The sequence below is a fragment of the Verrucomicrobiia bacterium genome (assembly GCA_019634625.1).
Lineage (GTDB): Bacteria > Verrucomicrobiota > Verrucomicrobiia > Limisphaerales > CAIMTB01 > CAIMTB01.
In genome coordinates this window covers 1-25,567 of record JAHCBA010000027.1, presented here as the reverse complement: position 1 = coordinate 25,567, position 25,567 = coordinate 1, and the positions used below count along the sequence as shown (strand labels likewise).

Annotated in this window: 21 protein-coding genes; 17 read left to right on the top strand and 4 right to left on the bottom strand. The window is 66.6% G+C overall.

Going from position 1 to position 25,567, the window contains the following annotated elements:
- Nucleotides 1-60 precede the first annotated feature (60 nt).
- Nucleotides 61-690 carry an HAD family phosphatase gene (locus KF833_15730; GenBank protein ID MBX3746759.1) on the bottom strand — a complete coding sequence of 210 codons (630 nt, stop codon included), beginning with the start codon at nucleotides 688-690 and terminating at the stop codon, nucleotides 61-63.
- Nucleotides 691-920: 230 nt separating this feature from the next.
- Here KF833_15730 and KF833_15725 point away from each other — a divergent pair, with 230 nt between their 5' ends.
- From KF833_15725 to KF833_15710, 4 genes are all read left to right on the top strand, one after another.
- Nucleotides 921-1,901 (top strand): transposase, encoded by a 981-nt coding sequence (locus tag KF833_15725; GenBank protein MBX3746758.1) that lies wholly within the window; start codon nucleotides 921-923, stop codon nucleotides 1,899-1,901.
- 218 nt (nucleotides 1,902-2,119) lie between these two features.
- On the top strand, nucleotides 2,120-2,581 hold the full coding sequence (locus tag KF833_15720) for a hypothetical protein (protein ID MBX3746757.1): 462 nt from the start codon (nucleotides 2,120-2,122) through the stop codon (nucleotides 2,579-2,581).
- Between the two features lie 38 nt (nucleotides 2,582-2,619).
- Nucleotides 2,620-3,681, top strand: coding sequence for a flotillin-like protein FloA (gene floA, locus KF833_15715; protein MBX3746756.1), 1,062 nt, complete (start codon nucleotides 2,620-2,622; stop codon nucleotides 3,679-3,681).
- A gap of 38 nt (nucleotides 3,682-3,719) precedes the next feature.
- Entirely contained in the window at nucleotides 3,720-4,367 is a 648-nt protein-coding gene (locus KF833_15710; GenBank protein ID MBX3746755.1) for a hypothetical protein, read from the top strand.
- Nucleotides 4,368-4,420: 53 nt separating this feature from the next.
- On the opposite strand, the gene queG is transcribed toward KF833_15710, so the two are convergent.
- Entirely contained in the window at nucleotides 4,421-5,464 is a 1,044-nt protein-coding gene (queG, locus tag KF833_15705; protein ID MBX3746754.1) for a tRNA epoxyqueuosine(34) reductase QueG, read from the bottom strand.
- Nucleotides 5,461-6,105 carry a hypothetical protein gene (locus KF833_15700; GenBank protein ID MBX3746753.1) on the bottom strand — a complete coding sequence of 215 codons (645 nt, stop codon included), beginning with the start codon at nucleotides 6,103-6,105 and terminating at the stop codon, nucleotides 5,461-5,463. The genes queG and KF833_15700 overlap by 4 nt, the downstream gene beginning before the upstream one ends.
- Nucleotides 6,106-6,175: 70 nt before the next feature.
- Here KF833_15700 and KF833_15695 point away from each other — a divergent pair, with 70 nt between their 5' ends.
- From KF833_15695 to KF833_15655, 9 genes are all read left to right on the top strand, one after another.
- Entirely contained in the window at nucleotides 6,176-6,874 is a 699-nt protein-coding gene (locus tag KF833_15695; protein ID MBX3746752.1) for a prolyl oligopeptidase family serine peptidase, read from the top strand.
- Nucleotides 6,875-6,890: 16 nt separating this feature from the next.
- Nucleotides 6,891-7,595, top strand: a complete 705-nt coding sequence (locus tag KF833_15690; GenBank protein MBX3746751.1) for an HAD-IA family hydrolase — start codon at nucleotides 6,891-6,893, stop codon at nucleotides 7,593-7,595.
- A gap of 185 nt (nucleotides 7,596-7,780) precedes the next feature.
- Complete coding sequence (locus tag KF833_15685; protein ID MBX3746750.1) at nucleotides 7,781-8,503, top strand: succinate dehydrogenase cytochrome b subunit; 723 nt, start codon at nucleotides 7,781-7,783, stop codon at nucleotides 8,501-8,503.
- Nucleotides 8,504-8,522: 19 nt separating this feature from the next.
- Nucleotides 8,523-10,436: a fumarate reductase/succinate dehydrogenase flavoprotein subunit gene (locus KF833_15680; protein MBX3746749.1), complete on the top strand. Its 1,914-nt coding sequence runs from the start codon at nucleotides 8,523-8,525 to the stop codon at nucleotides 10,434-10,436.
- A 37-nt stretch (nucleotides 10,437-10,473) separates the two neighbouring features.
- Nucleotides 10,474-11,256 carry a succinate dehydrogenase/fumarate reductase iron-sulfur subunit gene (locus KF833_15675; GenBank protein MBX3746748.1) on the top strand — a complete coding sequence of 261 codons (783 nt, stop codon included), beginning with the start codon at nucleotides 10,474-10,476 and terminating at the stop codon, nucleotides 11,254-11,256.
- A 108-nt stretch (nucleotides 11,257-11,364) separates the two neighbouring features.
- Complete coding sequence (locus tag KF833_15670) at nucleotides 11,365-11,721, top strand: hypothetical protein (protein ID MBX3746747.1); 357 nt, start codon at nucleotides 11,365-11,367, stop codon at nucleotides 11,719-11,721.
- Nucleotides 11,718-13,019, top strand: coding sequence for an ISKra4 family transposase (locus tag KF833_15665; protein MBX3746746.1), 1,302 nt, complete (start codon nucleotides 11,718-11,720; stop codon nucleotides 13,017-13,019). Before KF833_15670 ends, KF833_15665 begins: the two co-directional genes overlap by 4 nt.
- Before the next feature lie 135 nt (nucleotides 13,020-13,154).
- Complete coding sequence (locus tag KF833_15660; GenBank protein MBX3746745.1) at nucleotides 13,155-13,466, top strand: acylphosphatase; 312 nt, start codon at nucleotides 13,155-13,157, stop codon at nucleotides 13,464-13,466.
- Nucleotides 13,467-13,476: 10 nt separating this feature from the next.
- Nucleotides 13,477-14,199, top strand: coding sequence for a metallophosphoesterase family protein (locus tag KF833_15655; protein MBX3746744.1), 723 nt, complete (start codon nucleotides 13,477-13,479; stop codon nucleotides 14,197-14,199).
- A 271-nt stretch (nucleotides 14,200-14,470) separates the two neighbouring features.
- Here the strand turns inward: KF833_15655 and KF833_15650 are convergent, their stop codons facing one another.
- Nucleotides 14,471-16,528: a S9 family peptidase gene (locus KF833_15650; GenBank protein MBX3746743.1), complete on the bottom strand. Its 2,058-nt coding sequence runs from the start codon at nucleotides 16,526-16,528 to the stop codon at nucleotides 14,471-14,473.
- Between the two features lie 719 nt (nucleotides 16,529-17,247).
- Between KF833_15650 and KF833_15645 the strand changes: the two genes are divergently transcribed.
- The 4 genes from KF833_15645 to KF833_15630 form a co-directional block, all read left to right on the top strand.
- Nucleotides 17,248-20,163, top strand: coding sequence for a hypothetical protein (locus KF833_15645; GenBank protein ID MBX3746742.1), 2,916 nt, complete (start codon nucleotides 17,248-17,250; stop codon nucleotides 20,161-20,163).
- A gap of 164 nt (nucleotides 20,164-20,327) precedes the next feature.
- Nucleotides 20,328-24,065, top strand: coding sequence for a VCBS repeat-containing protein (locus KF833_15640; GenBank protein MBX3746741.1), 3,738 nt, complete (start codon nucleotides 20,328-20,330; stop codon nucleotides 24,063-24,065).
- Nucleotides 24,066-24,272: 207 nt separating this feature from the next.
- Nucleotides 24,273-25,187 (top strand): rhomboid family intramembrane serine protease, encoded by a 915-nt coding sequence (locus KF833_15635; protein ID MBX3746740.1) that lies wholly within the window; start codon nucleotides 24,273-24,275, stop codon nucleotides 25,185-25,187.
- A 164-nt stretch (nucleotides 25,188-25,351) separates the two neighbouring features.
- Nucleotides 25,352-25,567, top strand: a 216-nt coding sequence (locus tag KF833_15630; GenBank protein MBX3746739.1) for a transposase, incomplete at its 3' end; no start/stop codon positions are given.

Here is a 25,567-nt window from a genome sequence, read left to right as displayed (position 1 = left end):
GGTTTCAGGTTTCAGGCTTCAGGCTTCAGGCCTCAGGTCTCAGTCTTCAGTCCTCAACCCTCACCCCAGCAGTCCTGTCGCCGCCACCCGGGATCGCGAATCCGCTGGGTTCACGTGGTGGATCGCCTGCCAGCCGCGGTCACGTCCCGCCGCCACATTCTCCGCCATATCGTCGAGGTAGAGCAGATCCGCTCCCGATCGCCCGGTCAGTCGTTCCACCACCTCGTACAGCGGCGCGCTGGGCTTCATCGACCCGTGCTCATACGACAGCACATAACCGTCGAAGCGCCCGAAGAACGGGAAGTTTCGGCGGATATGCTCGATGGCCAGGGCATTCGTGTTCGAGAAAATGAAGGTTGGCACACCGCTGGCCCGCAGGACCTCGTGCAGCGCCACCATCGGCGGAATCTCCGAAAAAATGTCGGCGAAGTACCCGGCGAACTCCGGATAGTCGCCCCGGAACCCTGTCGCCTCCCGCACTGCCTCATAGAATCCCTCCGAACTCAGTTCGCCCCGCTCGTAGGCGGGAAGCAGCGGCGATTCGAGAAAGATCCGCTGCAATTCCGCCGTCCCGGTCGCGGCCTTCGCTGCCACCCGCCCCACCACCAGCCCGTAATCGAAATCCAGCAGCACCCGCCCCAGATCGAACACCACCGCCGCAGGTCGTCGCGCCATCATCCGCCCAGACATGCGGCATCCTCCTTCCCCTTGCCAAGCCCGGACCCGCGAATGCCTGCAGTTCCCCCCCCCCCCCAACGGCGACCGCCAAAGTCGCCGAGCGCGACTTTTATAGTGGGTCAGGCGCTTTATTATTGCCTCCTCCAACTCCATGGCTCATCCTCTGCCTCACCATTCCGTTCACCTGCACCCGCCTCTCCCACATCACTGCCACCCCTGATACCCCTCATACCCCCACCCCAATGAGAATCCCCCGCATCAAGGCCGATCCCTCCCTCCCGGCGGTCTATCACTGCATGTCCCGCGTCGCCGGTCGCCTTCCTCTCCTCGACGATTCCGCCAAACACCAACTCCTCAATATCCTCCACCACCTCGCTCGCTTCTGCGACATCGACATCATCACCTTCTGCATGATGTCCAACCACTTCCACCTCCTCATCCGCGTCCCGCCCAAACCCCTACCAGACTCCCTCCCGGACGACGTCATCCTCGCCAAACTCGAGGACTTCTACGGCCCAAAGGCCACCCTCCCCACCCTCGCCCGCGCCGCCCTCAACAGGGGCCAGCCCATCCCCGACGACATCCGCCAGGCGGTCCTCTCCCGAATCGCCGACCTCTCCGTCTTCCTCCAGGAGTTCAAGCAACGCTTCTCCCGCTGGTACAACCGCCGTCATGACCGTACCGGCTACCTCTGGGGCGAACGCTTCCGCAGTGTCCTGGTGGAGGACTGCCCCAGCACCCTCCGCGCCATCGCCGCCTACATCGACCTCAACCCCGTCCGCGCCGGACTGGTCAACGATCCCAAGGACTACCGCTTCTGCGGCTACGCCGCCGCCCTCACCGGCGACAAGGTCATCCGCCGCGGAATCATGGGCTTTCTGGGCGCAGCCGACTGGAGCACAGCGTCAGCAGAATATCGCCTGGCGCTTTACGTGATTGGCGGGACGTCAGGGCGGAGCGACAAGCGGGTGCTGGATCCGGAGGCGATCCGGGCGGAACTGGCGCGGGGCGGTCAACTGCCGCTGGGCCAGATCCTGCGCCTACGGATCCGGCACATGACCGACGGGGTGTTCCTGGGCTCGAAGGAGTTCGTGGACCAGATGTGGGAGCGGCACCGGGACAAGTTCGGCAAGCGACGCAAGAGCGGCGCACGGATCATTCGAGGCGCCCCGATTCCAGGAGTTGCCGTGTTGCGCGATCTCCGTGTGGATGCGGTGGGGTAGATGGCGCCTCAGAGGCCGTGGTGTGCTGGTCGGGGCATTGCCTCAGTCTTCGAGTGTTTAGTCCCGCTTCATGTAGCCCAGGGAGTTCACCTCTGCCGATCGATTGCGAAATCAACACCACAGCCAACTCCTCCCGTCTCCGCGATTGCCGTGCAGACGCCGAATTCCCCGCAAGAGACCGCTGGCGGTCGGACCCGCCCTCCTGCTAGCCTTCCCCCATGGCGCTGGTCATCACCCTCCTGGTCGCTGGTCTCGTCCTGCTGGCCTTGGAGACTGTCCTGCCCGGATTGATCGCCGGCAGCCTGGGGGTGATTTGCCTGATCGGTGCCGTGGTCGTCGCTTACCGCGACCTCGGCGTCCCCGCCGGGAACTTCACCCTTGTCGCCGTCACCGGACTCTTCAGCGTCGGAGTCTTCGCCTGGTTCCGCTACTTCCCCAACAGCCGCCTTGGCCGCCGCTTTGTGTCGGCCGGGGAGGTCGGAGAGATTCGGACCGAGCGCCCCCAACTGCTGCACAAGACCGGCACTGCCCTCACCCCGCTCCGGCCGTCCGGCACCGCCTTGATCGACGGCCAGCGGGTTGACGTGGTGACGGAAGGCGCCATGGTGCAGCGCGGTTCTCCCCTCCGTGTCGTCGCCGTGGAAGGGATGCGCGTGGTCGTGCGCGCGACGGAAGACTGATTCGGTCCAACATCTCGGGAAACCCTCGGAACATCACCATGCCCCTCGGAGAACTCATCACAGTCGGTCTGCTTGGCCTGCTGGCCATTGTCGGCTTAGTCGTCATCCTCGTCCTCCTCAACTTCGGCGCCATCTGGATCCGCGCCTGGTCGTCCGGCGCCCCGGTCGGTTTCATGGAACTGATCTCCCTGAAGCTCCGGAAAGTCCCCGTCGGCATGGTCGTCGATGCCCGCATCAATGCCATCAAGTCCGGCCTCCGCGTCCGTGACGAATCCAGCGGCGATCGCAAGGTCGCCATTGACGACCTCTCCACCCATTACCTCGCCGGCGGCAACGTCATGATGGTCATCCAGGCCCTGATCAATGCCCAGAAGGCGGGCATTCACCTCGACTTCGACCGCGGTTGCGCCATCGACCTCGCCACCAAGGGCACCGGCAAGAACGTCATCGAGGCCGTCAAAACCTCGATCAACCCCCGTGTCATCGACTGCCCCAACCCGAATTCCGGCAAGAACACCATCGACGCCGTCGCCAAAGACGGCATCGCCGTCAAGGTCAAGGCCCGCGTCACCGTCCGTACCAACCTCGAACGTTTCGTTGGAGGTGCCACCGAGGACACCATCGTTGCCCGCGTCGGCGAGGGCATCGTCACCACCATCGGCTCCAGCACCACCTACAAGGACGTCCTCGAAAACCCGGACCGCATCTCCAACACGGTCCTGAGCAAGGCCCTCGATTCCAACACGGCCTTCGAGATCCTTTCCATCGACATCGCCGACATCGACATCGGCGAGAACATCGGGGCCAAACTCCAGTCCGAACAGGCGGAAGCCAACAAGCTCAAGGCCCAGGCCGAGGCCGAAGTCCGCCGCGCCAACGCCGTCGCCCAGGAGCAGGAGATGCTCGCCCGCGTCGCCGAAATGCGCGCCCGTGTCGTCGAGGCCGAGGCCCAGGTGCCCCTGGCCATGGCCGAGGCGTTCCGGGCCGGCAATCTCGGCATCATGGACTATTACCGGATGAAGAACGTCCAGGCCGACACCACCATGCGTGAGTCCATCGCCGGGCCGACCTCCTCCGCCGCCCAGGACGCCAAGATCTGATCCGGCCCCATTGAGGCGCCGCTTCGCCCACACCGCCCATGCCCCTGTTCGCCGCACCGGAATGGTACGAGATCCTGGCCGCACTGCTGTTCTTCCTCATCACCGGCATTGCCCAGTACCTCCAGAAACGTTCCCGCGAGAAACGGGGCCTGGACGTCGAACCCGAGCCGGAGTTCCTTGACGAACCGCCAACGGAACTCCGGCGCGACCCGCACGCCGGGACCCTCTCCAGCAGTCCCGAAGTGCCGCCACCGCCGCCGGTGGAATCCTGGCAGGAACAACTGCGCCGCCTGCTCGAAGGAGAGGGCCTCCGCCAGGAGCCCCCTCCCCCTGTACTGGAGCCGGCTGCACCTGTTCCCCCACCCGTCCCGGCTCCCGCCTTGGTTCCACACCCTGCAACCCCGGGTCGGGATTATCCGGTGACCGGGCCGGCCTCTACGCCGCCCGTCCATGCACGGACCGTCACCACGACACGCGGTTCATCCGCGCGCACTCCCCGGAACCGGTCGTCCTCCACTCACCCTCACCGTCCCGCTCCCCGGGTCGCCCCGCCCCTTTCGCCCCGCCGCCCGGCTGTTGGAGAAGCGCCTGCAGCCCTGGTGAACGCCCTCTTCCAATCCCCCAAAACCGTCCGTCAAGCCATCCTCGCCGCCACCGTGCTGAACCCGCCCAAGGGCCTCGAATAGTCGCTCCATCCAGTCTCCATGCCCTTCTCGGAAGGGCGCCCGGCCAATCCCGCCTACACCCGCGCCTCCATCCGCCGACGGATCTGGTCGATTGCCCAGCGCGCGTGCTCTGCCACCAGCGGCTCCGGGTCCGATGCCGCCCGCTCCAAGGCCGGAATCTCCGCCGGGCTCCCGGTGTTCCCCAGGGCCACGCACACGTTCCGGAGCAGGCCACGCCGCTTGACCCGAAGCATCGGCGTCCCCGCAAACCTCGCTCGAAAGGCCGCGTCATCCAGAGCCAGCCACTCCACCAGTTCCGGTTGATGGAAGTCCGCCCGCCGATGCCCCGCCATCAATCGCCCCTCCACCGCAAACCGATTCCACGGACAGGCCGCCAGGCAGTCGTCACACCCGAAAATCCGGTTCCCCACGGCCGGCCTCAAGCCTTCCGGGATGGAACCCTTGAGCTCGATCGTCAGGTAGGAAATGCATCGCCGGGCATCCAGCCGGAACGGCTCCGTGATCGCCCCCGTCGGGCACGCCGTCAGGCAGCGCTCGCAATTCCCGCACTGGTTGCGCTCCGGCGCATCCTCCTCGATGACCGCCGTGGTCAGGATCTCCGCCAGGAAGATCCAATTGCCCATCCGGCGCCCAATCAGATTGGTATGCTTCCCGATGAACCCCACCCCCGCCCGCTGGGCCACGTCCCGCTCCAGGATCGGCCCCGTATCGACGTACCAGAGCGACCGCGTCCCCTCCCCGCCCCACCGGTTCACCTCCTCCGCCAATACCTTCAATCGAGATGCCAGCACCTCGTGGTAGTCGTCGTGCCGCGCATACCGGGCCACCACGCCGCGCCCCACCTTCCCGGGTTCCTCCCCCAGCCACCCGCTGGCATGGTACGAGGCCGCCAGCACCACCACTGATCGTACTCCCTCCAGCACCCGCCCCGGATCCTCCCGCTTCTCCGCCGTCCTCTCGAGATACCCCATCGTCCCGTGACAACCGTCGGCCAGCCAGGATCGATAGCGTTCCGCCGATTCGGGTGGCGTCGCCCGGCTCACCCCGCAGGCGTCGAATCCCAGTTCCAGCGCCCGCCTCACAAGCCGGTTCCTCACCCGCCACCCCCTTTGCTCCGCGCCATCCGATAGTGGTGCGCCACGTGCGTCGCCACTTCCCTCAGGCTCCGCAGCCCGGAATTCACCAGTACATCCGCCTGCCGGTAAGCCCCCGATCGCAGGTGGATCAGCCGCCGGATCTCCGCCTGAGGATCCTCCACCCGCAGCAGCGGACGATGCGTCTGGTTTCGCACCCGCTCCCAGATGGTCTCCGGCGACGCCCACAAACACACCACCAGCGATCGCGATTTCAGCAGGTCCAGGTTGCCCGGCTGACAGACCAGACCGCCTCCCGTCGCGATCACCTGGTCGTCGCAACCCACCAACTCCGCCAATGCCTCCCGTTCCAACGCCCGGAAGGCCGCCTCCCCCTCGGTCTCGAAAATCGCCGAAATCCGCTTCCCTGTCCGGGCCTCCACCGCCTCGTCGGTATCCACAAACGTCAGTCCCAACTGGCGCGCCACCATCCGCCCCACCGTGCTCTTCCCCGACCCCATGAACCCCACCAGGGCCAGATTCCGAATGTCGCGCGGCTCCGTCATCCGCCTGCATTGCCATCCCCGACCAACCCTTGGCAATCGCTTTGCCAAGTCTCCCCGTTGACCGGTCACCGAACTCTTCGTAAGGTGCCCGCCTCCCATGACCGCCTTCCTTCGGTTCCTTGCACGCCGGGCCCTTCCTCTCGCCCTTCTGCTGACCCACGTTTCTCCTATGCCTGCCGCGGAACTCAACCCCGGACGCCAGCATCCCCAGCGGATCGAAATCACCATCCGCCGCCAGGTCTCCGTCCCCTACCTCCTCTTCCTCCCCAGCGATTACCAGGCCGATGGCGCCCGCCGCTGGCCCCTGATGATCTTCCTCCATGGCGCCGGCGAGCGAGGACACGACCTCCAACTCGTCACCCGCCACGGCCCCCCGAAGATCGTCGGGCAACGCCCCGACTTCCCCTTCATCGTGGCCTCCCCCCAATGCCCGCCCGGCGAACGTTGGGACACCGTCGCCCTCGATGCCATGCTCTCTGACCTCCTCCAGAGCCACGCCGTGGACCCCAAACGCGTGTATCTCACCGGCCTCAGCATGGGCGGCTTCGGTACCTGGGCCTGGGCCTCCGCCTCCCCCGACCGCTTCGCCGCCATCGTCCCCATCTGCGGCGGTGGCGACCCGATCCCCGTCTGGCTCTCCGCCGGTCCCGCACGGGATGCCCTCGCCCGCCTCCCCATCTGGGCCTTCCACGGCGCCAAGGACACCGTCGTCACCCTCGCCGAATCGGAACGGATGATCGAGGCCTACCGCCGCATCGGCAACCAGCCCAAACTCACCGTCTATCCCGAGGCGGGACACGATTCGTGGACCGAAACCTACGACAACCCCGCCCTCTACGAATGGCTTCTCAGCCACCAGCGCCCGTGATCCACGGGACGCCCGCATGAGCCTCAGCGACCCTGCCCTCCAGGCGATCACCTTCGACGTCGGCGGCACCCTCCTGCAACCCCACCCTACCGTCGGCGCTGTCTATGCCCGCGTCGCCGCCCGTCATGGCTATCCCGCCCTTCCCCCGGAGGCCCTCCAATCCCGATTCCAGGACGCCTGGCGCCGCATCCAACCCTTCCACCATTCCCGCTCCGACTGGCAGCGCCTCGTCCACGAGGTCTTCTCGCCCCTGACTTCCGCGCCGCTCCCCGACTCCCTCTTTCCCGCCCTCTACGACGAATTCGCCCAACCGTCCGCCTGGCGCGTCTTCGACGATGTTCTCCCCACCCTCGACGCCCTCGCCGCCCAGGGCATCGACCTCGGCATCGTTTCCAACTGGGACGAACGCCTCCGCCCCCTCCTCGCCGCCCTCCGCCTCGACCGCTACTTCGACTGCCTCGTCATCTCCTGCGAAACCGGCTTCGCCAAACCCTCCCCCGTCATCTTCGAAGAAGCCCTCCGCCAACTGGGCCGCCCCGCCGCCTCCGTCCTCCATGTCGGCGACGAACTCGGCAACGATTTCGCCGGGGCCACCGCCGCAGGCCTGCGTGCCCTCCACCTCCGCCGCGATGCCCCTTCCCAGGACCTGCAGATCCAATCGCTCCGCGATCTGCTCGCCTGGACCCGCCCTCCCGCGCCTTCCGAAGGTCGGCCCGCGTAAAGTTTTCTCTCGCCGGACGATACCCCGCCCCCTAGACTCTCCATAAGATTCAGCCAGGCAATCCGGCCGGAAGAAGGTGAGCAACTAATGATCACCAAGGGTCGTATCACCAAGGGTCGTCTCCGGCCTTTGCAGCGAACCGTCCTCCATGCCCTGGCGGATTGTAGTCGATCGGATCGCGAGTCATGAAACCGCTGCTGCTCTTTGTTCGGTCTTCCCTCGGCCTGAAGGTCATCATGGGAGCCACCGGCGCCGCCCTCTTCCTCTTCGTGATCGGGCACCTCGTCGGCAATCTCCAGATGTTCCTCCCCAAGGAGCGCATCAACGCCTACGGCCACCTCCTCCACAGCAACGCCGCGGTCCTTTGGACCGTTCGCCTCGGCCTCCTCGCCGTGGTCGGACTCCACCTGTGGGCCGCCATCAGCCTCAGCCTCCGCAACAAGGCAGCCCGACCCGCCTCCTACGGCGCCGGCACCACTCCCTACGCCGCCAGTTGGGCGTCCCGGCACATGCTCATGACCGGCCTCGTGGTCGCCGCCTTCGTCGTCTATCACCTCCTCCACTTCACCGTCCAGGCCCCTGCCGTCAATCTCCTGCCCGCCACCAGCCCGGCCAAGGACTTCACCCAACTGGTCGTCGAACACGGCCCTCAAAAAGGGTATCGCGACGTCCACGCCATGCTCGTCGCCGGCTTCCGCCAACCCATCGTGACCGTCTTCTACCTGGTCGCCGTCGGCCTCCTCTCCCTCCACCTCAGCCATGGCGCCAGCGCCATGTTCCAATCCCTCGGCTGGATGGAGGGCGCCTGGCGGCAACGCCTAGAACGGATCGCCCAGGGCCTCGCCATCGCCATCTTCGCCGGCTACGCCGCCATCCCCGCCGCCGTGTACCTCCGCCTCATCTCCTGACCGCCCCCCCTCCCCCGCCATGAACCTCGACGCCAAATCCCCTCCTGGCCCCCTGGCCGAAAAGTGGACCCGACACCGCAGCAGCATCCGCCTGGTTTCCCCCGCCAACAAACGGCGCTACGAGGTCCTCGTGGTCGGCACCGGCCTCGCCGGCGCCTCCGCCGCCGCATCCCTCTCCGAACTCGGCTACCGGGTCAAGGCGTTCACCTTTCACGACAGCCCCCGCCGCGCCCACTCCATCGCCGCCCAGGGCGGCATCAATGCCGCCAAGAACTACCAGAACGATGGCGACAGCGTGCACCGGCTCTTCTACGACACGATCAAGGGGGGTGACTTCCGCGCCCGCGAATCCAACGTCCATCGCCTCGCCGAGGTCAGTGTCGGCATCATCGATCAGTGCGTCGCCCAGGGCGTCCCCTTTGCCCGCGAATACGGCGGCCTCCTCGCCAACCGCTCCTTCGGCGGCGCCCAGGTGTCCCGCACCTTCTACGCCCGCGGCCAGACCGGACAGCAACTGCTCCTCGGCGCCTACTCCGCCCTCTCCAAACAGGTCGGCGCCGGCGCCGTCCAGTTGTTCCCCAACACCGAAATGCTCGACCTCGTCGTCCTCGACGGCCAGGCCAGGGGCATCGTCACCCGCAACCTCGTCACCGGTGAAATCGAACGGCACGCCGCCGATGCCGTCCTCCTCGCCACCGGCGGCTACGGCAACGTCTTCAATCTCTCCACCTACGCCCGCGGCTCCAATGCCACCGCCATCTGGCGCGCCTACCGCCGCGGCGCCGGCTTCGCCAACCCCTGCTTCACCCAGATCCATCCCACCTGCATCCCCGTCAGCGGTGATTATCAGTCCAAACTCACCCTGATGTCCGAATCGCTCCGCAACGACGGACGATGCTGGGTCCCCAAAAAGCCCGGCGACCAACGCGCCCCACACCAGATCCCCGACGAGGACCGCGACTATTACCTCGAACGGATGTATCCCGCCTTCGGCAACCTCGCCCCCCGCGACATCGCCAGCCGCGCCGCCAAGCGGGTCTGCGACGAGGGCCGCGGCGTGGGCTCCAGCGGCCTCGGCGTGTACCTCGATTTCTCCGACGCCATCCAGCGCCTCGGCCTCAAGACCATCAAGGAACGCTACGGCAATCTCTTCGACATCTACCACGAGATCACCGGCGAGGACGGCTACCGCACTCCGATGCGCATCTTCCCCGCCGTCCATTACACCATGGGCGGCCTCTGGGTGGACTACAACCTGATGTCCAACATCCCCGGCCTCTTCGTCCTCGGTGAGGCCAACTTCTCCGATCACGGCGCCAACCGCCTCGGCGCCTCCGCCCTCATGCAGGGCCTCGCCGATGGCTACTTCGTCATCCCCTATACCATCGGGGATTACCTCGCCACGCTGAAACCGGGCTCCACCCCCAAGCCCGATGCCCCTGAGTTCACCGCCGCCGTCAAGGACACCCAGGACCGTGTCCATCGCCTCCTCGGCCGCCGGGGCAAGCGCAACATCTCCGAATTCCACAAGGCCCTCGGTCGCATCCTCTGGGATGGCTGCGGCATGGCCCGCACCCGGCAGAGCCTCGAACGCGCCCTCAGCGAAATCCCCCCGCTCCGCGAGGCCTTCTGGAAGGAGGTCAATGTCCCCGGCGAGGAAATGTCCCTCAACCAGTCCCTCGAAGTCGCCCATCGCGTCGCCGATTTCCTCGAACTCGGCGAACTCATGTGCCGCGATGCCCTCGCCCGCGAGGAAAGCTGCGGCTGCCATTACCGCGAGGAACACCAGGAGGCGGGCGAATGCCTCCGCAACGACGCCGATTTCGCCCACGCCGCCGTCTGGGGCTTCGAGGGCGAGGATCGCCCCCCCACCCGCCACATCGAACCGCTGACCTACGAGTTCACCAGGATGACCACCCGCTCCTACAAGTGAGGCGCCTCAACCAACCCCTCTCCCTCCTCCTGCCTCCATGAAAGTTCACCTCCGCGTCTGGCGCCAGAAAGGTCCCTCCGCCCCCGGCGAGTTCCGTACCTACGAAGCTCCCGACCTCAACCCCAACATGTCCTTCCTCGAAATGCTGGACGTGGTCAATGACCGCCTCGCCAGCCGCGGAGAGGAACCCATCGCCTTCGCCCACGATTGCCGAGAAGGCATCTGTGGCACCTGCTGCCTCACCATCAACGGCAAACCCCACGGGCCCGGCCGCGCCATCGCCACCTGCCAGACCTACCTCCGCAGCTTCCGCGACGGCGACACCATCACCATCGAACCCTTCCGCGCCCAGCCCTTCCCCATCCTCCGCGACCTCGTCGTCGATCGGTCGGCCTTCGACCGCATCATCCAGGCCGGCGGCTACATCAGCGTCCGGACCGGCTCCGCCCCCGATGGCAATGCCATCCCCATCGCCAAGGAGGTCGCCGACCGCGCCATGGATGCCGCCCAGTGCATCGGCTGCGGCGCCTGTGTCGCCGCCTGCAAGAACGCCAGCGCCATGCTCTTCGTCGCCGCCAAGGTCTCCCACCTCGGCCTCCTCCCCCAGGGCCAGCCCGAACGTCACCGACGCGTCCTCGCCATGGTCGCCGCCATGGACGGCGAAGGCTTCGGCACCTGCACCGTCACCGGCTCCTGCGCCGCCGTCTGTCCCAAGGAAATCAGCCTCGATTTCATCACCCGCCTCAACCGCTCCTACCTCAAGGCCCTCCTCCACGAAGGCGTCGGTCACCGCATCGCCGGCAGCGATGGCGCCGCCTGATCCCCACCGCCACCCCGCTGCTCCCGGGTGCATGACAAACTCCGGGAGAGGATCGGTTTATGACCCTTTTTTGATGCGAACTGTCTAGCGGCTAGACAGATTGGCCCTATGAGCGACTCCTTTCTCGCCAAACGCACCGCACTCCTCCAGCAAATGGCCGCCCTCGACTCCATGGAACTCGGCAGCCTCAAGGCCGAGTTTCGTGCTTCTCCCTCAGGCTCCAAGACCGGCCCCTACTTCAAACACCAGGTCTGGAACGACGGCACCAACCAAACCCAACGCGTCTCCGCAGACGACGCCCCCGCCCTCCAGGCCGCCATCGACAACCGCCTCCAGTTCGAGGCCCTCGCCCAAGCCTTCATCGATCTCACCGTCGATCACACCCGGCAGAACCGCTTCCCGGATTCCCTAAAAAAAAAGATCTCCCCTGCCTCCTCGCCCAGGAAGCCGAGATCTCGGACTTGATGGCGAGGTTCTCCGCCCAGGCGCCCTCGGGCGAGGCGGTGCAGCAGCTCGAGACCTTGGTCCGTACCGCGATCTTCAAACCCGCCACCGCCCTCGTCGGTTTCCTGCTGCAGCAGGCGGCCGAGCGCATCGATCGCTCCTACCAGCCCAAGCCGGGAGAACATTTCAAGGGCCGGCAGGTGCTCGATGTTCAATGCCTCTTTGGCTCCTTCGCCATCGAGCGCGACTATTACTACAACCCCCGTCGCAAGCAGGGTCATTTCCCCGCTGATGCCGCCCTGGGCCTGGAGGTCGCGTACACCCCAGCCTTGGCACGCTTGATGTGCCTGGAAGGCGCCGACGAAACCGGCTTCGACAAAGCCGAGCGCCACCTCGCCGAAACCGGTGGCATCCGCGTTTGCGCCCGCCAAATCCAGCGCGTGGTCCAACGGGTTGGTTCGGCCGCCCAGGCGTGGCAGGAACGGGAGGGGCCGTTGGGTTCGACCGACGCTTCTGTCCTGTACGTCAGTGGCGATGGTACCGGCATTCCCATGCGCAAGGAAGTCCTGGCCGGCCGGCGCGGAAAGCAACCCGACGGCTCGGCCAAGACAGCCCAAGTGTACCTTGGCTGCGTGTTCACCCAGCACGGCCGCGATCCCGAGGGGCACCCTATCCGTGACCACGAGTCGACGACCTATGTCTCCAGCCTCGAGTCCATCGATCAGTTCGGCCCCATCCTGCGCCGGGAAGCGCTCCGCCGGGGGATGGGCACGGCCAAGCAGGTGGTGCTTCTGATCGACGGCGCCGCCGGTTTGGAGCGCATGGGGCGCGACTGCTTCAAGGATGCCATCCAGATCGTCGACTTCTTCCACGCCATGGAACATGCGGGCACGGTCCTGGACGCGCTCATCGGCAAGGATCATCCCGACTACAAGGCCCGACTTCGTCGCTGGGCCAAGCGCCTGCTGCGCGACGGAGTCCGCGGTCTGATCGACCAGAGCCGACGGGAGTCACGCGGCCGGTCAGCCGAGGCTGCGGTCGACTCGGCCTTGGGCTACTTCGTGAACAACGTCGAGCGCATGCAGTACGGCACCTTCCGCGCGAAGGGGTACTTCATCGGTTCGGGTGTCGTCGAAGCCGGTTGCAAGACCGTCATCGGGGCGCGATGCAAACAGTCCGGCATGCGGTGGTCAGAACCGGGAGCGGAGAACATCCTCGCCTTGCGGTGCATTCATAGCAGCCGACGCACCTCGGAATTCTGGAAACTCAGGCTTAACCTCCACTCCGCCCGCAACGACTCCCTCGCGCTGGCTGCTTAATGAAGATTTTGGTCCGACACCCGCTGCTCCCCGCCACCCATCAAAAACATTGAGGCCAGTGCCCCCCTTCCGCTTCAATCGTCCCCCGCGTTCGTTCCCGGAAGGGTCGGTCCCCGATCCTTCGGCAACGATGCGATATGCCGGAAGGTTGGAAACGGCGGTGTGAAGGCAGAGCGTCAACGCGTCATCGTGCAGTACTCGGGAAAGGTTCAGGGTGTCGGCTTCCGCTACACCGCGCGCGAACTCGCGCGCGGCTTTGACGTCTGCGGCACGGTGCGGAACTGTACCGACGGATCGGTGGAACTGATCGCCGAGGGCGCCCGCGGGGAACTCGAAGCCTTCCGCCTTGCCCTCCGGGATTCCGGCCTGGGCCCCTGTATCCGAAACGAAACCGTTCAATGGACCGAGCCGCGCGGCGATCTGCGTGGATTCCAGATCCTGCGGTAGTACACGCAAGATGAGATACGCGATCATCGCCGACATCCACGCCAACCTCGACGCCTTCGAGGTCGTCCTCGCCGACACCAAGGAGCAGCGCTGCACCCACTACGTCTGCCTCGGCGATGTCGTCGGCTACGGCGCCAACCCCAAACAGTGCCTCGACATCGTTCGCGACATGAACATGCCCTGCGTCAAGGGCAACCACGACGAGTACTGCTCCAACGACGCCTTTGCCGAGGGCTTCAACCCCCTCGCCCTCGAAGCCGTCGCCTGGACCCGACAGCAGCTCAGCGCCGAGGATCGCAAGTGGCTCCATGACCTGAAATACCTCCGCCTCGTCGGCAGCTTCACCATCGTCCACGCCACCCTCGACGCCCCCCAGCGCTGGCAGTACGTCTTCGACAAACTCGAGGCCGCCTCCAGCTTCACCTACCAGAACACCTCCGTCTGCTTCTTCGGCCATACCCACGTCCCTGTCGCCTTCGTCCGCGACAGCGTCGTCAAGGGCGGCACCTACTCCCGCTTCCGCATCGAGCCCGGCAAGAAGTACTTCGTCAACGTCGGCAGCGTCGGACAACCCCGCGACAACAATCCCCGCGCCGCCTACGTCATCTACGATACCACGGAGAACACCATCGAACTCCGGCGCCTCCCCTACGACATCGCCAAGGCTCAGAAGAAGATCCTCGACGCCGGCCTGCCCCCGCGCCTCGCCGAACGCCTCGCCATCGGCCGCTGACGGGGAACGCGCAGGCGCGACCGGTGATTCGGAGGGACGAGCTCCGCAAGTCCCCTTCCCATCGCACCCCTTCCCTGCGCCTCGCAGTCCTCAGCCCTCCGATTTCACCACCGCATTCCACCTTTCGGAGGGACGAGCTCCGCGAGTCCACAACCCATTGCACCACACCCCTTCTCCCTCCTCAGTCCTCGTACTCAGCCCGAAGGGCGGTACTCGTCCTGGTCCTCGAACCCGCAGGCCCGGAAACCCGGAGGGTTTCCAGACTTCCCCCCTACCTCCACGGCACCCGCATCCCCAGTTCCCGCACCAGGAACGCCCACCGGTCTGCCGCCTCGGCAATGAGTTTGCTCGTCGGCTTCCCCGCCCCGTGACCCGCCTTGGTCTCGATCCGGATCAGGACCGGATTCGGCCCCGCATGCATCTCCTGTAGCCGCGCCGCAAACTTGAAACTGTGCGCCGGCACCACCCGGTCGTCGTGATCCGCCGTGGTCACCATCGTGCTCGGGTACCGCACTCCCGGACGCAGCCGGTGATACGGCGAGTACGCGTGCAACGCCCGGAATTCCTCAGGATCGTCACTGCTCCCGTAGTCGCTGGTCCAGGCCCACCCGATGGTGAACCGATGGAACCGCAGCATGTCCAGCACCCCCACCGCCGGCAGCGCCGCCCCAAACAATTCCGGCCGCTGCGTCATGCACGCTCCCACCAGCAACCCGCCGTTGCTCCCGCCCCCGATCGCCAACCGCTCCGGGGCCGTGTACCCGTTGGCGATCAACCATTCCGCCGCCGCGATGAAATCATCGAATACATTCTGCTTGTTCAGCTTGATCCCCGCCTTGTGCCACGCCTCCCCATACTCCCCGCCGCCCCGTAGATTCGGCATCGCATACACCCCCCCCATCTCCAGCCAAGCGGCGATCGCCACCGAGAACGACGGCGTCAGACTGATGTTGAACCCCCCGTACCCGTAAAGGTACGTCGGATTCCGCCCGTTCAGCGCCAAGCCTTTCCGGTGCGTCACAAACATCGGAATCCGCGTCCCGTCCTTGCTCGCGTAAAACACCTGCCGCGTCTCGTAGGCGTCCGAATCGAAATCCACCCTCGGCCGCCGCCATACCGTGCTGGTCCCCGTCTCCACGTCGTACCGGTACACCGTCGCCGGCATGGTGAACCCGGTGAACGTGTAGAAGGTCTCCCGGTCCGTCCGCTTCCCGTCAAATCCCGACGCCGATCCCAGTCCCGGCAGATCCACCTCCCGCTCCAATCCCCCGTCCAGCCCGAACACCTTCACCACACTCCGCGCATCCTTCAGGTAATGCGCAAGGAACCGGTCCCCCACCACCGAAACCCGCGTCAGCGTGTCCTCGGCTTCCGGGATCACCTCCCGCCACGCCTCCCGCTCCGGTCGCGTCACGTCGATCGCAATCACCCGCGCCCGCGGTGCTGTCAGATCCGTCCGAAACCAGAATACCGGCCCGTCGTTGTCGATGAACGTGTAGTCCGCGTCGAAGTCCATCAGCAATTCCACCACCGGCGATCCCTCCACCGTCAGGTCCCGGTAGAGCACCCGGTTCCGCGGATCCGTCCCCTCGTACGCCACAATCACCAGATACCGCCCGTCATCCGTCACCGTGCCGCTGAAGTTCCATTCCTTCCGGTCCGGCCGGTGATACACCAGCTCGTCCTCGTCCTGCGGTGTTCCCAGCCGGTGGTAATACAGCTTGTGGAAGTAGTTCGCCTGCGTCAGTCGTGCCCCCTCCGGCGGTGCGTCGTACCGGCTGTAGTAGAACCCCAGCCCGTCCCGCGTCCACGAGGCCCGCGAAAACTTCACCCAACGGATCTCGTCGGGAAGATCCTCCCCCGTCCGCACATCCCGCACCCGCCATTCCTGCCAGTCCGATCCCGACCGCGCCACCCCGTACGCCAGTCGCGCCCCGTCCTCCGTCGCCGTCGCCCCGCTCAACGCCACCGTCCCGTCCTCCGAAAGCCGGTTGGGATCCAGCAGCACCCGCATCTCACCCTCCAATCCCTCCAGTGTGTACAGCACCGACTGGTTCTGAAGACCGTCGTTCCTCGACACAAAATACCGCTCCCCCCGCCGCCCCGGATTGCCCCAACGCTCGAAGTTCCACAGCCGCGTCAGCCGGTTCGAGATCGCCGCCCGCTCCGGAATCGCCTCCAGATACCCAAACGTCACCCGGTTCTGCGCCTCCACCCACGCCGCCGTCTCCTCCGACCGGTCATCCTCCAGCCACCGGTACGGATCCTCCACCGTCACCCCGTGATACGTGTCCGACACCGCCTCCCGGCGCGTTTGCGGATAGTCCATGGTCACCCGTTGCACCGGCCGATGAGCGCACGAGACCACCACCGCGAGCAAGGGCCAGACCATCCATGCCTTCATCCCCGAAACCTCACCGCCCGCCCCAACCCCGGTCAAAACCATTCGCCTCAATCCCTCGTGCCAACCGCATCTCAGGCCCTTGGAACTCGCCCAAGCCATCCCTCGGCGCATCTCGTACTCATCCCGAAGGGCGGTCCTCGTCCTCGTCCTCGAACCCGCAGGCACACCGTTCAATCGCCGCCTTTGTGCCGGCCCGATGGGCTCGATCTTGCCCGGACCTCCCATTCCGCCTGGGAACCGGGCCTCAGGCCTCAGGCCTCAGGCCTCAGCTTTCAGGCCTCAGGCCTCAGCTTTCAGGCCTCAGGCCTCAGCTTTCAGGCTTCAGGCCTCAGGTCTCAGGTCTCCGCCCTCCTCCTCGCCTTCCAAGCAGCAATCTTATCGCGACACGCACGAACAGGCCCTAATGGACTCTTACATAAGAGATCCATGCTCACGGGATAATAATTCTGCTTGCCACTCATCTCCCGGCCGGATTCCCTCTCCCCGTTCCCGACGCTGTCCCAGCCAGCCATCCAACGGCCCAACATCATTGCGGGTCCGCGGAATCATGAACCTCCACAGGGAGGGCCGTGGGTTGGGCCGGAATCGGGTGCCATCGACACCTGTCGATCGTCATCAACCCAAAATCATACCATTCCAACCCCATGACTCCTCGATCCCTGCGTCTTGGAATCGCCGCCGCGTTGGCCGGACTGCTTTCGGTCCCTGCCAGCGCCCAGGTGGTCATTCCCGAGACGTTCGCCCTCCCCTCCAGCTCCGCCAACACCGCCCAGCGCGGGTTCCTTTGGAACGTGTTCCAGAATGAGGCGGACCAACGGACAACCATCCAGAAAACCGAGGAGGCCCTCGCCGGTCTTCTCCGCGACGGGGATGGCAATCCCCTCCCCAACTACGCGGCCGACTACGAACAGGGCGGCGCCGACGGACCCGGCGTGAAACTGGGCACCGCCGACAATGCCCTCCTCCAGTTCATCGTCAGCAGGGTCATCAATTTCAACCAGGACGGCGTCTCCATCGGCAGCATGCCCGATGACGACTTCCTTCCCGGCATCCCCGGCCTGACCGGCAGCACCGACGGCATCGCCGCCGAGGCCCTGACCTGGCTCGACATCCCCGAGGGCACCCACACGCTCATCGTCAACAGCGACGATGGCTTCCGCCTCTCCATGGGTGGTGCCGCCCCCAAGGATGTTCTCGCCACCTTCGTCGGTCAGTTCGACGGCGGTCGCGGCGCGGCGGACACCGTCATGTCCATCCGTGTCACCAGGGCCGGCCTCTATGCCACCCGCCTCATCTGGCAGGAAGGCGGCGGCGGCGCCAACATCGAGTTCGTCCAGGTCCTGCCCAACGGCACCCGCGCCCTGGTCAACAGCGATGCGTCCACCATCAAGGCCTATCGCTCGGTTACCGGAACCGCACCGACCTTCGTCCGGACCGCGACCCCCACTCCCAATGCCAATACCGCCGCCTTCGACACCCCCGTTGTGATCGAGCTCTCCGGTGCCGCCGTCAATCAGGCCAGCGTCCGGCTCAGCCTCAACGGCAGCGAGGTTGCCGCGACCGTGACCAAAGCCGGCGATATCACCACCGTCCGTTACCAACCCCCTGGCCGGCTCGCGCCCCGCTCCCAGCACGCGGTCGCCCTGGCCTTCAATGACGGACAGGACCGCACCCTCAACTGGACCTTCACCGTCGTCGATTACGCCCTCCTGACCCCAGACCTCGCCGTCACCCCCGACACCTCGAAGCCGGGCTTCATCTGGGAGGTCCACCAGAACGCCGCCTTCCAGGCCAACGACAACACCCGCCCCACCCAGCAGCTCGCGGGTCTCCTCGGCGTCAATCTCGCCGATCCCGATTCCATCGGACCCGCCCTCGCCCGCGGCGTCGCCGGCGCCAACGATCGCATGCCCATCCGCTTCGAAATCCCCGGCGTGATCAACCTCAACCAAAGCGAATTCGAGGCCAACGGCGAGTTCACCCCGGACGAACAGATGCCCGGCATCCCTGGCCTCGGTGAATCGGGTCAAACCGACGGCATCGCCGCTTACATCTGGACCTTCATCGAACTCCCCGCCGGCGTGCACACCCTCATCGTCAACAGCGATGACGGCTTCCAGACCCTTGCCGGCAACGTGCGCGATGTCTTCCGGGCCCAGCTCGCCGGACAGTTCGTCGGCGGGCGCGGCGCAGCCGACACCCTCTACCGCGTCGTCGTCGATCAGGCCGGCGTCTATCCCTTCCGCACCATGTGGTACGAAGGCGGCGGCGGCGCCAACATCGAATGGAAGAGCGTCAAGGCCGACGGCGAACGCGCCCTCATCAACGACAGCGCCAGCGGGGGCTTCCGCGCCTACCGCGCCACCACCACCGGCAGCCCCACGGCCATCACCCGCGTCGTCCCCGCCCCCGGCGAACCCCAAACCTCCCCGACCGCCAACATCGTGGTCGTCATCGAGGAAGGCCCCACCGCCGTGGCCGACGCCTCCATCCAACTCTCCCTCAATGGCTCGCCCGTCACCGCGACCGTCAATCGCGCCGGCAATGTCATCACCGTGACCTACGATCCCCCCACCGACTTCCCGTCGCCCTCGACCCAGTCGGCCTCGATCTCCTTCACCCATGGCGGCAACACCCGCACCGAGTCCTGGTCCTTCACCATCCCGCCCCTCACCCGCGACAAGGTCGATGGCAAGGTCGGCTTCGTCATCGCCGGCGCCCAGTGGACCGCCGATGGAGGCGGTCGCACCGGACAGCCGGGCGACTACGGCATGGACTTCCCCGTCGCCCCGGCCGGCATCGTCAGCGTCAATGACGCCACCTTCCTCAACGCCGCCTCGGCCGACGACAACCTCACCTTCGCGGTCTGGCAGAAGCTTCACACCGTCCGCAATTCCTCGGCCTTCTGGGCCCTCTCGCCCTCCAGCCCGAGTTCCAGCCGCGGCTTCCAGGCCCACATCCCCTGGGGTGACAGCACCATCTACTTCGACAACTCGGGCTGCTGCGCCGGTGACTCAACCCGCATCAACCTCAACATCTCCAGCTATCCCGGATACTCCGGCACCGCCGCCTGGTGGGAACAGTGGCACCACTTCGTCTTCGTCAAGCGCGCCGAGGAAAAGGAAATCTGGATCAATGGCGAATTGTTCCACTCCGGCTTCGGCGATCCCCTGCCCCAGGACTTTACCAGCCTCATGATCGGTGGCGGACCCGGCGTCAACGACAACCGCATGGCGGGTATCCTCGATGACTTCGCCGTCTTCCGTACCGCCCTCACCGCGGCCCAGATCGCGGCTCTCGCCTCCGGCACCGCCCCCGGCGCCGTCACCGGCAATCCCGGCCTGGTCGCCCACTGGGACTTCAACGATCCCCCGGCGCCCACCGGTCCCACCCCCACCCTCAGCGTCGTCCGCGATGGCGCCAATATCCGCGTGACCTTCACCGGTACCCTCGAAGGCGCCGATGCCGTGACCGGTCCCTTCAGCCCCGTCGCCGGCGCCACCAGCCCGGCCACCATCCCCGCCACCGGCGCCCAACGCTACCTCCGGACCCGGAACTGAATCCCTCGGGCCGGCTCAACCGGCCATGAACGTACCCACCCATGACACGGGGGACCGGAGCCATCCGGTCCCCCTCTTCTTTTCCAGTCCCCTCTCTCCTCCCTCTCACCCCTCCGGACGGCCGGGTTCCACCAGGCCAGCAATCCCACGGACCCCCTGAGGCCATGAGCGCTGTCCCTCCTGTCTCCTCCCGATTCCGCCATCGGTTCCAACCCCGCCTCCGATGGCTCCCGCCCGCCATCGCCCTGCTCCTGCTGCTCTCCCCCTCCCGGCCCGCCTCATCCAGCCCCCTCATCTGGCACAACACCCCCGGCTACCGATACGCCGAACTCCCCGCCCCCGCTCCAGGCCCCCCTGGCTTCGACCTCCTTCCCCCTTCGGTCACCGGCATCAACTTCAGCAACCTCCTGTCCAACCCCACCCTCTCCACCAATCGCCTCTACGAAATCGGCTCCGGAGTCGCCCTCGGCGACATCGACGGCGACGGCCTCGTGGACCTCTACCTGACCGGCCTCGAAAACGGAAACCGCCTCTACCGCAATCTCGGCAACTGGCGCTTCCAGGACATCACCGCCTCCGCCGGCGTGGCCTGCCACGGCCAGTTCTCAACGGGCGCCGTCCTCGTGGACCTCGACGGCGATGGCGACCTCGACCTGCTCGTCAATGGCTTCGGCACCGGAACCCGCGCCTTCTTCAACGACGGCACCGGACGCTTCACCGAACGCGACGTCGGCCTCGCCCCCACCTACGGCGCCACGTCCATGGCCCTCGCCGACGTGGACGGCGACGGTGACCTCGACCTCTACGTCACCAACTACCGCACCGACACCTTCTTCGATCATCCACGCGGCCTCCGCATGGAAATGCGCACCCAACCCGACGGCACCCGCATCCTCGAACCCCGCGATCGCTTCATCACCCTCGCCCAGGCGGACGGCGCCCCCATGGTCATCGAACGCGGCGAACCCGACATCCTCTACCTCAATCGCGGCAACGGCCGCTTTGCCCCCATCCCCTGGATCACCGGCCTCTTCCTCGACGAAGACGGACAACCCCTCACCAGCGTCCCCACCGACTGGGGCCTCTCCGTCCTCTTCCGTGATCTCAACGGCGACGGCCTCCCCGACCTCTACGTCTGCAACGACTTCGTCGCCTGGCCCGACCGCGTCTGGTTCAACGAAGGCGGCCGCCGCTTCCGCGCCGCCCCGCGCCATGCCTTCCGCTCCTTCAGCCTCGCCTCGATGGCCGTCGATGCCGCCGACATCAACCGGGATGGCCACGACGACCTCTTCGTCGCCGACATGCTCAGTCCCCGCCGCCAGTTCCGCGCCTGGCAGCGACCCGACACCCTCAAAGGTTCCGTCACCTGGCCCGTCGAAGACCCGGAATTCCGCCCGGAAATTCCCCGCAACACCCTCCACCTCGCCCGCGGCGACGGCACCTTCGCCGAAATCGCCACCCTCGCCGGACTCGCCGCCACCGACTGGACCCCGGCCGCCCTCTTCCTCGATGTGGACCTCGATGGCTGGGAAGATCTCCTCGTCACCACCGGCAACCTGCACGACCTCCAGGACGCCGATGCCCTCGACGTCATCCGGCGCTCCGGCGGCGACACCACCCCTGCCATGCGCCGGAAAAACCTCGCCCTCCTCCCGCATCGAGCCACCCCCAGCCTCGCCTTCCGCAACCGCCGCGACCTCACCTTCGAGGAGGTGGGCGAGCAGTGGGGCTTCAACACCGTCGGCGTCGCCCACGGATTCGCCCTCGCCGACCTCGACAACGACGGCGACCTCGATCTCGTGGTCAACGCCATGAACGCCCCCGCCCGCGTCTATCGCAATCGTGCCTCAGCCCCGCGCCTCGCCGTCCGACTGCGCGGCGCCCACCAGAACACCCGCGGCATCGGCGCCCGCATCACTGTCCGGGGCGGACCCGTCACCCAGTCCCAGGAAATGATCGCCGGCGGTCGCTACGCATCGAGTGACGATCCCATGCGCGTCTTCGCCACCGGCTCCGCCACCTCCCTCGAAATCGAAGTCCGCTGGCGCAGCGGCCACCTCTCCCGCGTCCCCCACGCCCAACCCAATCGCCTCTACGAGATCTTCGAAACCGCCTCCCTTCCCCAACCCGCCCCGCCTCCTTCCCGGCCCCTCCCCCTCTTCACCCCTGTCACCCCTCCCCTCCCGCACCTCCACACCGACGCCCCCTTCGACGACTTCGCCCGTCAACCGCTCCTCCCCCGTCGCCTGAGCAACCTCGGCCCCGCCGTCGCCTGGACCGACCTCGATGGCGATCGACGACCGGACCTCCTCGTCTCCGGGGGCACCGGCGGACGTACCCTCGCCTATCGGAACCCTCCCCACGGTGGTTTCAACGAACTGCCCCTCACCGGTCTCCCCCGCACCAACCCCCGCGACCAGAACGCCCTCGTCGTCGCTCCCGGCCCAACCGGCGCCCCGTTCCTCTGGATCGGAGAATCCAACTGGGAGAATGCCGACCCCGACGCCGCACCGTTTCGCGCCGTCCCCCTCCCCACGCCAACACCCGCGCCGCCACCCCGCCTGCCCAACTGGCCTCTGCCCCCCTCCGCCACCGGCCCCCTCGCCTTCGCCGACGTCGATGGTGACGGTGTCCTCGACCTTTTTGTCGGAGGTCGCGCCGTTCCCGGACGCTACCCCGAAGCCGCGCACTCCTTCCTCCTCCGTGCCCACGCGGGATCATGGACCGTCGCCCAATCCTTCCCCGCCCTGGGACGCATCAGCGGCGCCGTCTTCGCCGACCTGGATGGAGACGGACGCCCCGATCTTGCCCTCGCCTCGGAATGGGATTCCATCCGCCTCTTCCTCAACCGCGACGGCCGGCTTGTCGAAGCCACCACCGAATTCGGCCTCGCCCCGTACCGCGGCCTCTGGAACGGCATCGCCGCCGGGGACTTCGATGGCGATGGCCAGCTTGACCTCGTCGCCACCAACTGGGGTCGCAACGGGCGCCCCGACCTCCCCGGCTGGCATCCCTCCCCCATCCTCCTCTACCACGGCGACTTCGCGGGCGACGGCTCCCAAATCCCCCTGCTGGCCTCCCACGATCCGTTCCTCGCCAAAGTCACCCCGTGGCGCGAACGCAAAGCCGTCATCGCCTCCCTCCCCTCCGTCGCCGCCCGGTTCCCGTCCCACCGCGACTACGGAGCCGCCTCCATCCATGATTTGCTCGGCCCCGCCGCCTCCCGTGCCACCCGCCTCGAAGCCACCACCCTCGACTCAATGCTCTTCCTCCATCGCGGCAACCGCTTCGAACCCCGTCCCCTCCCCATCGAAGCCCAGTTCGCACCGGCCTTCGGCGTCGCCGTCGCCGATTTCGATGGCGACGGCCACGAAGACCTCTTCCTCGCCCAGAACTTCTTCGGCACCGACGTCGAAACCGCCCGCCAGGATGCCGGCACCGGACTGCTCCTTCTCGGGGATGGACAGGGCGGCTTCCGGGCCCTCCCACCGGCCGAATCCGGCATCGCCCTGCATGGCGAACAACGCGGCACGGCGGGGGCCGATTTCGACGGCGACGGCCGCCCCGACCTCGCCGTCGCCCAATACCGCAGCCCTCTCACCGTCCTTCGCAACACCCGCGGTCAACCCGGGGTGCGCATCTCCCTCGCCGGCCCGCCCGCCAATCCCGACGCCATCGGTGTCATCCTTCAACTCCGCTTCGGAAAACAACTCGGCCCCGCCCGCGGCCTCCATGCCGGCTCCGGCTACGGGTCCCAGGACCACACCACCCTGGTCCTCGCCGCCCCCATCGATCCCGCAGGCCTTCTCATCCGCTGGCCCGATGGCACCCGCTCCGATCTCCCCTGGCCCTCCGGCGCCCGCTCGGTTCGCGCCTTCCCCAACCGCCTCCAACCGGACTAGCCAGGAACAAGATCGTCCTTGTGCTCAGCCCGGCGAACGGTGCTCGATCTGCGTCCGGGTGAAAATCGACCCGATGTTCCCATGCCAACCAATGGTGTCTTCCTCGGCGTGGTCGGCGCCAACTGCGGATAACCCGGCGTCTCATTCAAGGATGAAGCCCGTCCACCTCCCTCCTCCACCTGCCCGGGCACCGGAACCGTCACCAACGTGATTCCGGCCCCCATCGATCCCGGCGTTCCCCTCCCGCCCGCCCCCGGCGCCGGCGTGCTGATTCCCGCCCGTTCGGAACGCCAGGCCATGGATTGGAGCCTTGCCTTGGCCAGCCAGCAGATCGCCTGCGTCATCCGCCCCCCGGCGGGCGAACGCGGCTGGTCCCTCGAAGTGGATCCGCCCGACGCCCTTCCCGCTCTCCGGACGCTGCGCGCCTACCACCTCGAAAACCGCCGTTCCCCAAGTCTTCTCACCCCCGGTGTCGGCCCCTTCCTCTTTCATGGCGGCGTCCTCGCCTGGTGCCTCCTCCTCATCGCCTTCCATCTGGCAGCCGAAGCCCCGGGAAGCCGCCTCCACGACATGGGCCGGTTCGTCACGGCCGCGGTGGCCCATGGCGACTGGTGGCGCCCCCTCACCGCCACCTTCCTCCACTCCGGCCTCGACCACCTCGCTGCCAACCTCACCTCGGGCCTTCTCCTGCTCGGACTCGCCATGGGTCGCTACCGGGCCGGCCCGGCCCTTCTGGGCACTCTCCTCGCCGGAACGCTTGGCAACCTGCTTGCCTGGTGGTGGCGCGGGCACGACTACATCGGACTCGGCGCCTCCGGTGTCGTCATGGGCGCCCTCGGAATGCTCACCGTCTCCCTCCTCACCGACCTCCACGCCCGGCACATCCCCCGCGGCACGGTCACCCGCGGCCTTCTCGGCGGCAGCCTCCTGTTCATCCTCCTTGGCACCTCGCCCAGCTCGGATGTCCTCGCCCATGCGGGTGGATTCCTCTGCGGGGGAGGCATCGCCGCCGCCTTCACCTTCGCCCCCCCCTTGACCACGGAACGTCGATCGGATCTCGCTGCCGCGGCGCTCTACCTCATCCTGATCGCCGCCACCTGGTTCGCAGCACTGCGCGGGTGAGGAGGCGAGCGAACAAATTATTAGCCAGACTTTTTGAATTGACTCTCTATTTACAATATGACAGCCCATTTAGATTGACATCCCCAACGTTCCGGCTCACCCTTTCCGAAATCACGAAATCAGCGCAGGCTTGCCGCCCCTCTACCCTTACCCGCCCTCACTCCATGAGAACCCGTCGCATCAAAGCCGACCCCACCCTCCCGGCGACGTACCATTGCATGTCCCGCGTCGCCGGTCGCCTTCCCCTCCTCGACGACTCCGCCAAGCACAAACTTCTCAACATCCTCCACCACCTCGCCCGGTTCTGTGACATCGACGTCATCACCTTCTGCATGATGTCCAACCACTTCCATCTCCTCATCCGTGTCCCGCCCAAACCC

What these genes read in the sequence shown, in the direction of transcription:
- KF833_15730 (MBX3746759.1), bottom strand. Translation starts at nt 690, where the DNA reads ATGTCTGGGCGGATGATGGCGCGACGACCTGCGGCGGTGGTGTTCGAT.
- KF833_15725 (MBX3746758.1), top strand. Translation starts at nt 921, where the DNA reads ATGAGAATCCCCCGCATCAAGGCCGATCCCTCCCTCCCGGCGGTCTAT.
- KF833_15720 (MBX3746757.1), top strand. Translation starts at nt 2,120, where the DNA reads ATGGCGCTGGTCATCACCCTCCTGGTCGCTGGTCTCGTCCTGCTGGCC.
- floA (MBX3746756.1), top strand. Translation starts at nt 2,620, where the DNA reads ATGCCCCTCGGAGAACTCATCACAGTCGGTCTGCTTGGCCTGCTGGCC.
- KF833_15710 (MBX3746755.1), top strand. Translation starts at nt 3,720, where the DNA reads ATGCCCCTGTTCGCCGCACCGGAATGGTACGAGATCCTGGCCGCACTG.
- KF833_15700 (MBX3746753.1), bottom strand. Translation starts at nt 6,105, where the DNA reads ATGGGAGGCGGGCACCTTACGAAGAGTTCGGTGACCGGTCAACGGGGA.
- KF833_15695 (MBX3746752.1), top strand. Translation starts at nt 6,176, where the DNA reads ATGCCTGCCGCGGAACTCAACCCCGGACGCCAGCATCCCCAGCGGATC.
- KF833_15690 (MBX3746751.1), top strand. Translation starts at nt 6,891, where the DNA reads ATGAGCCTCAGCGACCCTGCCCTCCAGGCGATCACCTTCGACGTCGGC.
- KF833_15685 (MBX3746750.1), top strand. Translation starts at nt 7,781, where the DNA reads ATGAAACCGCTGCTGCTCTTTGTTCGGTCTTCCCTCGGCCTGAAGGTC.
- KF833_15680 (MBX3746749.1), top strand. Translation starts at nt 8,523, where the DNA reads ATGAACCTCGACGCCAAATCCCCTCCTGGCCCCCTGGCCGAAAAGTGG.
- KF833_15675 (MBX3746748.1), top strand. Translation starts at nt 10,474, where the DNA reads ATGAAAGTTCACCTCCGCGTCTGGCGCCAGAAAGGTCCCTCCGCCCCC.
- KF833_15670 (MBX3746747.1), top strand. Translation starts at nt 11,365, where the DNA reads ATGAGCGACTCCTTTCTCGCCAAACGCACCGCACTCCTCCAGCAAATG.
- KF833_15655 (MBX3746744.1), top strand. Translation starts at nt 13,477, where the DNA reads ATGAGATACGCGATCATCGCCGACATCCACGCCAACCTCGACGCCTTC.
- KF833_15650 (MBX3746743.1), bottom strand. Translation starts at nt 16,528, where the DNA reads ATGGACTATCCGCAAACGCGCCGGGAGGCGGTGTCGGACACGTATCAC.
- KF833_15645 (MBX3746742.1), top strand. Translation starts at nt 17,248, where the DNA reads ATGACTCCTCGATCCCTGCGTCTTGGAATCGCCGCCGCGTTGGCCGGA.
- KF833_15640 (MBX3746741.1), top strand. Translation starts at nt 20,328, where the DNA reads ATGAGCGCTGTCCCTCCTGTCTCCTCCCGATTCCGCCATCGGTTCCAA.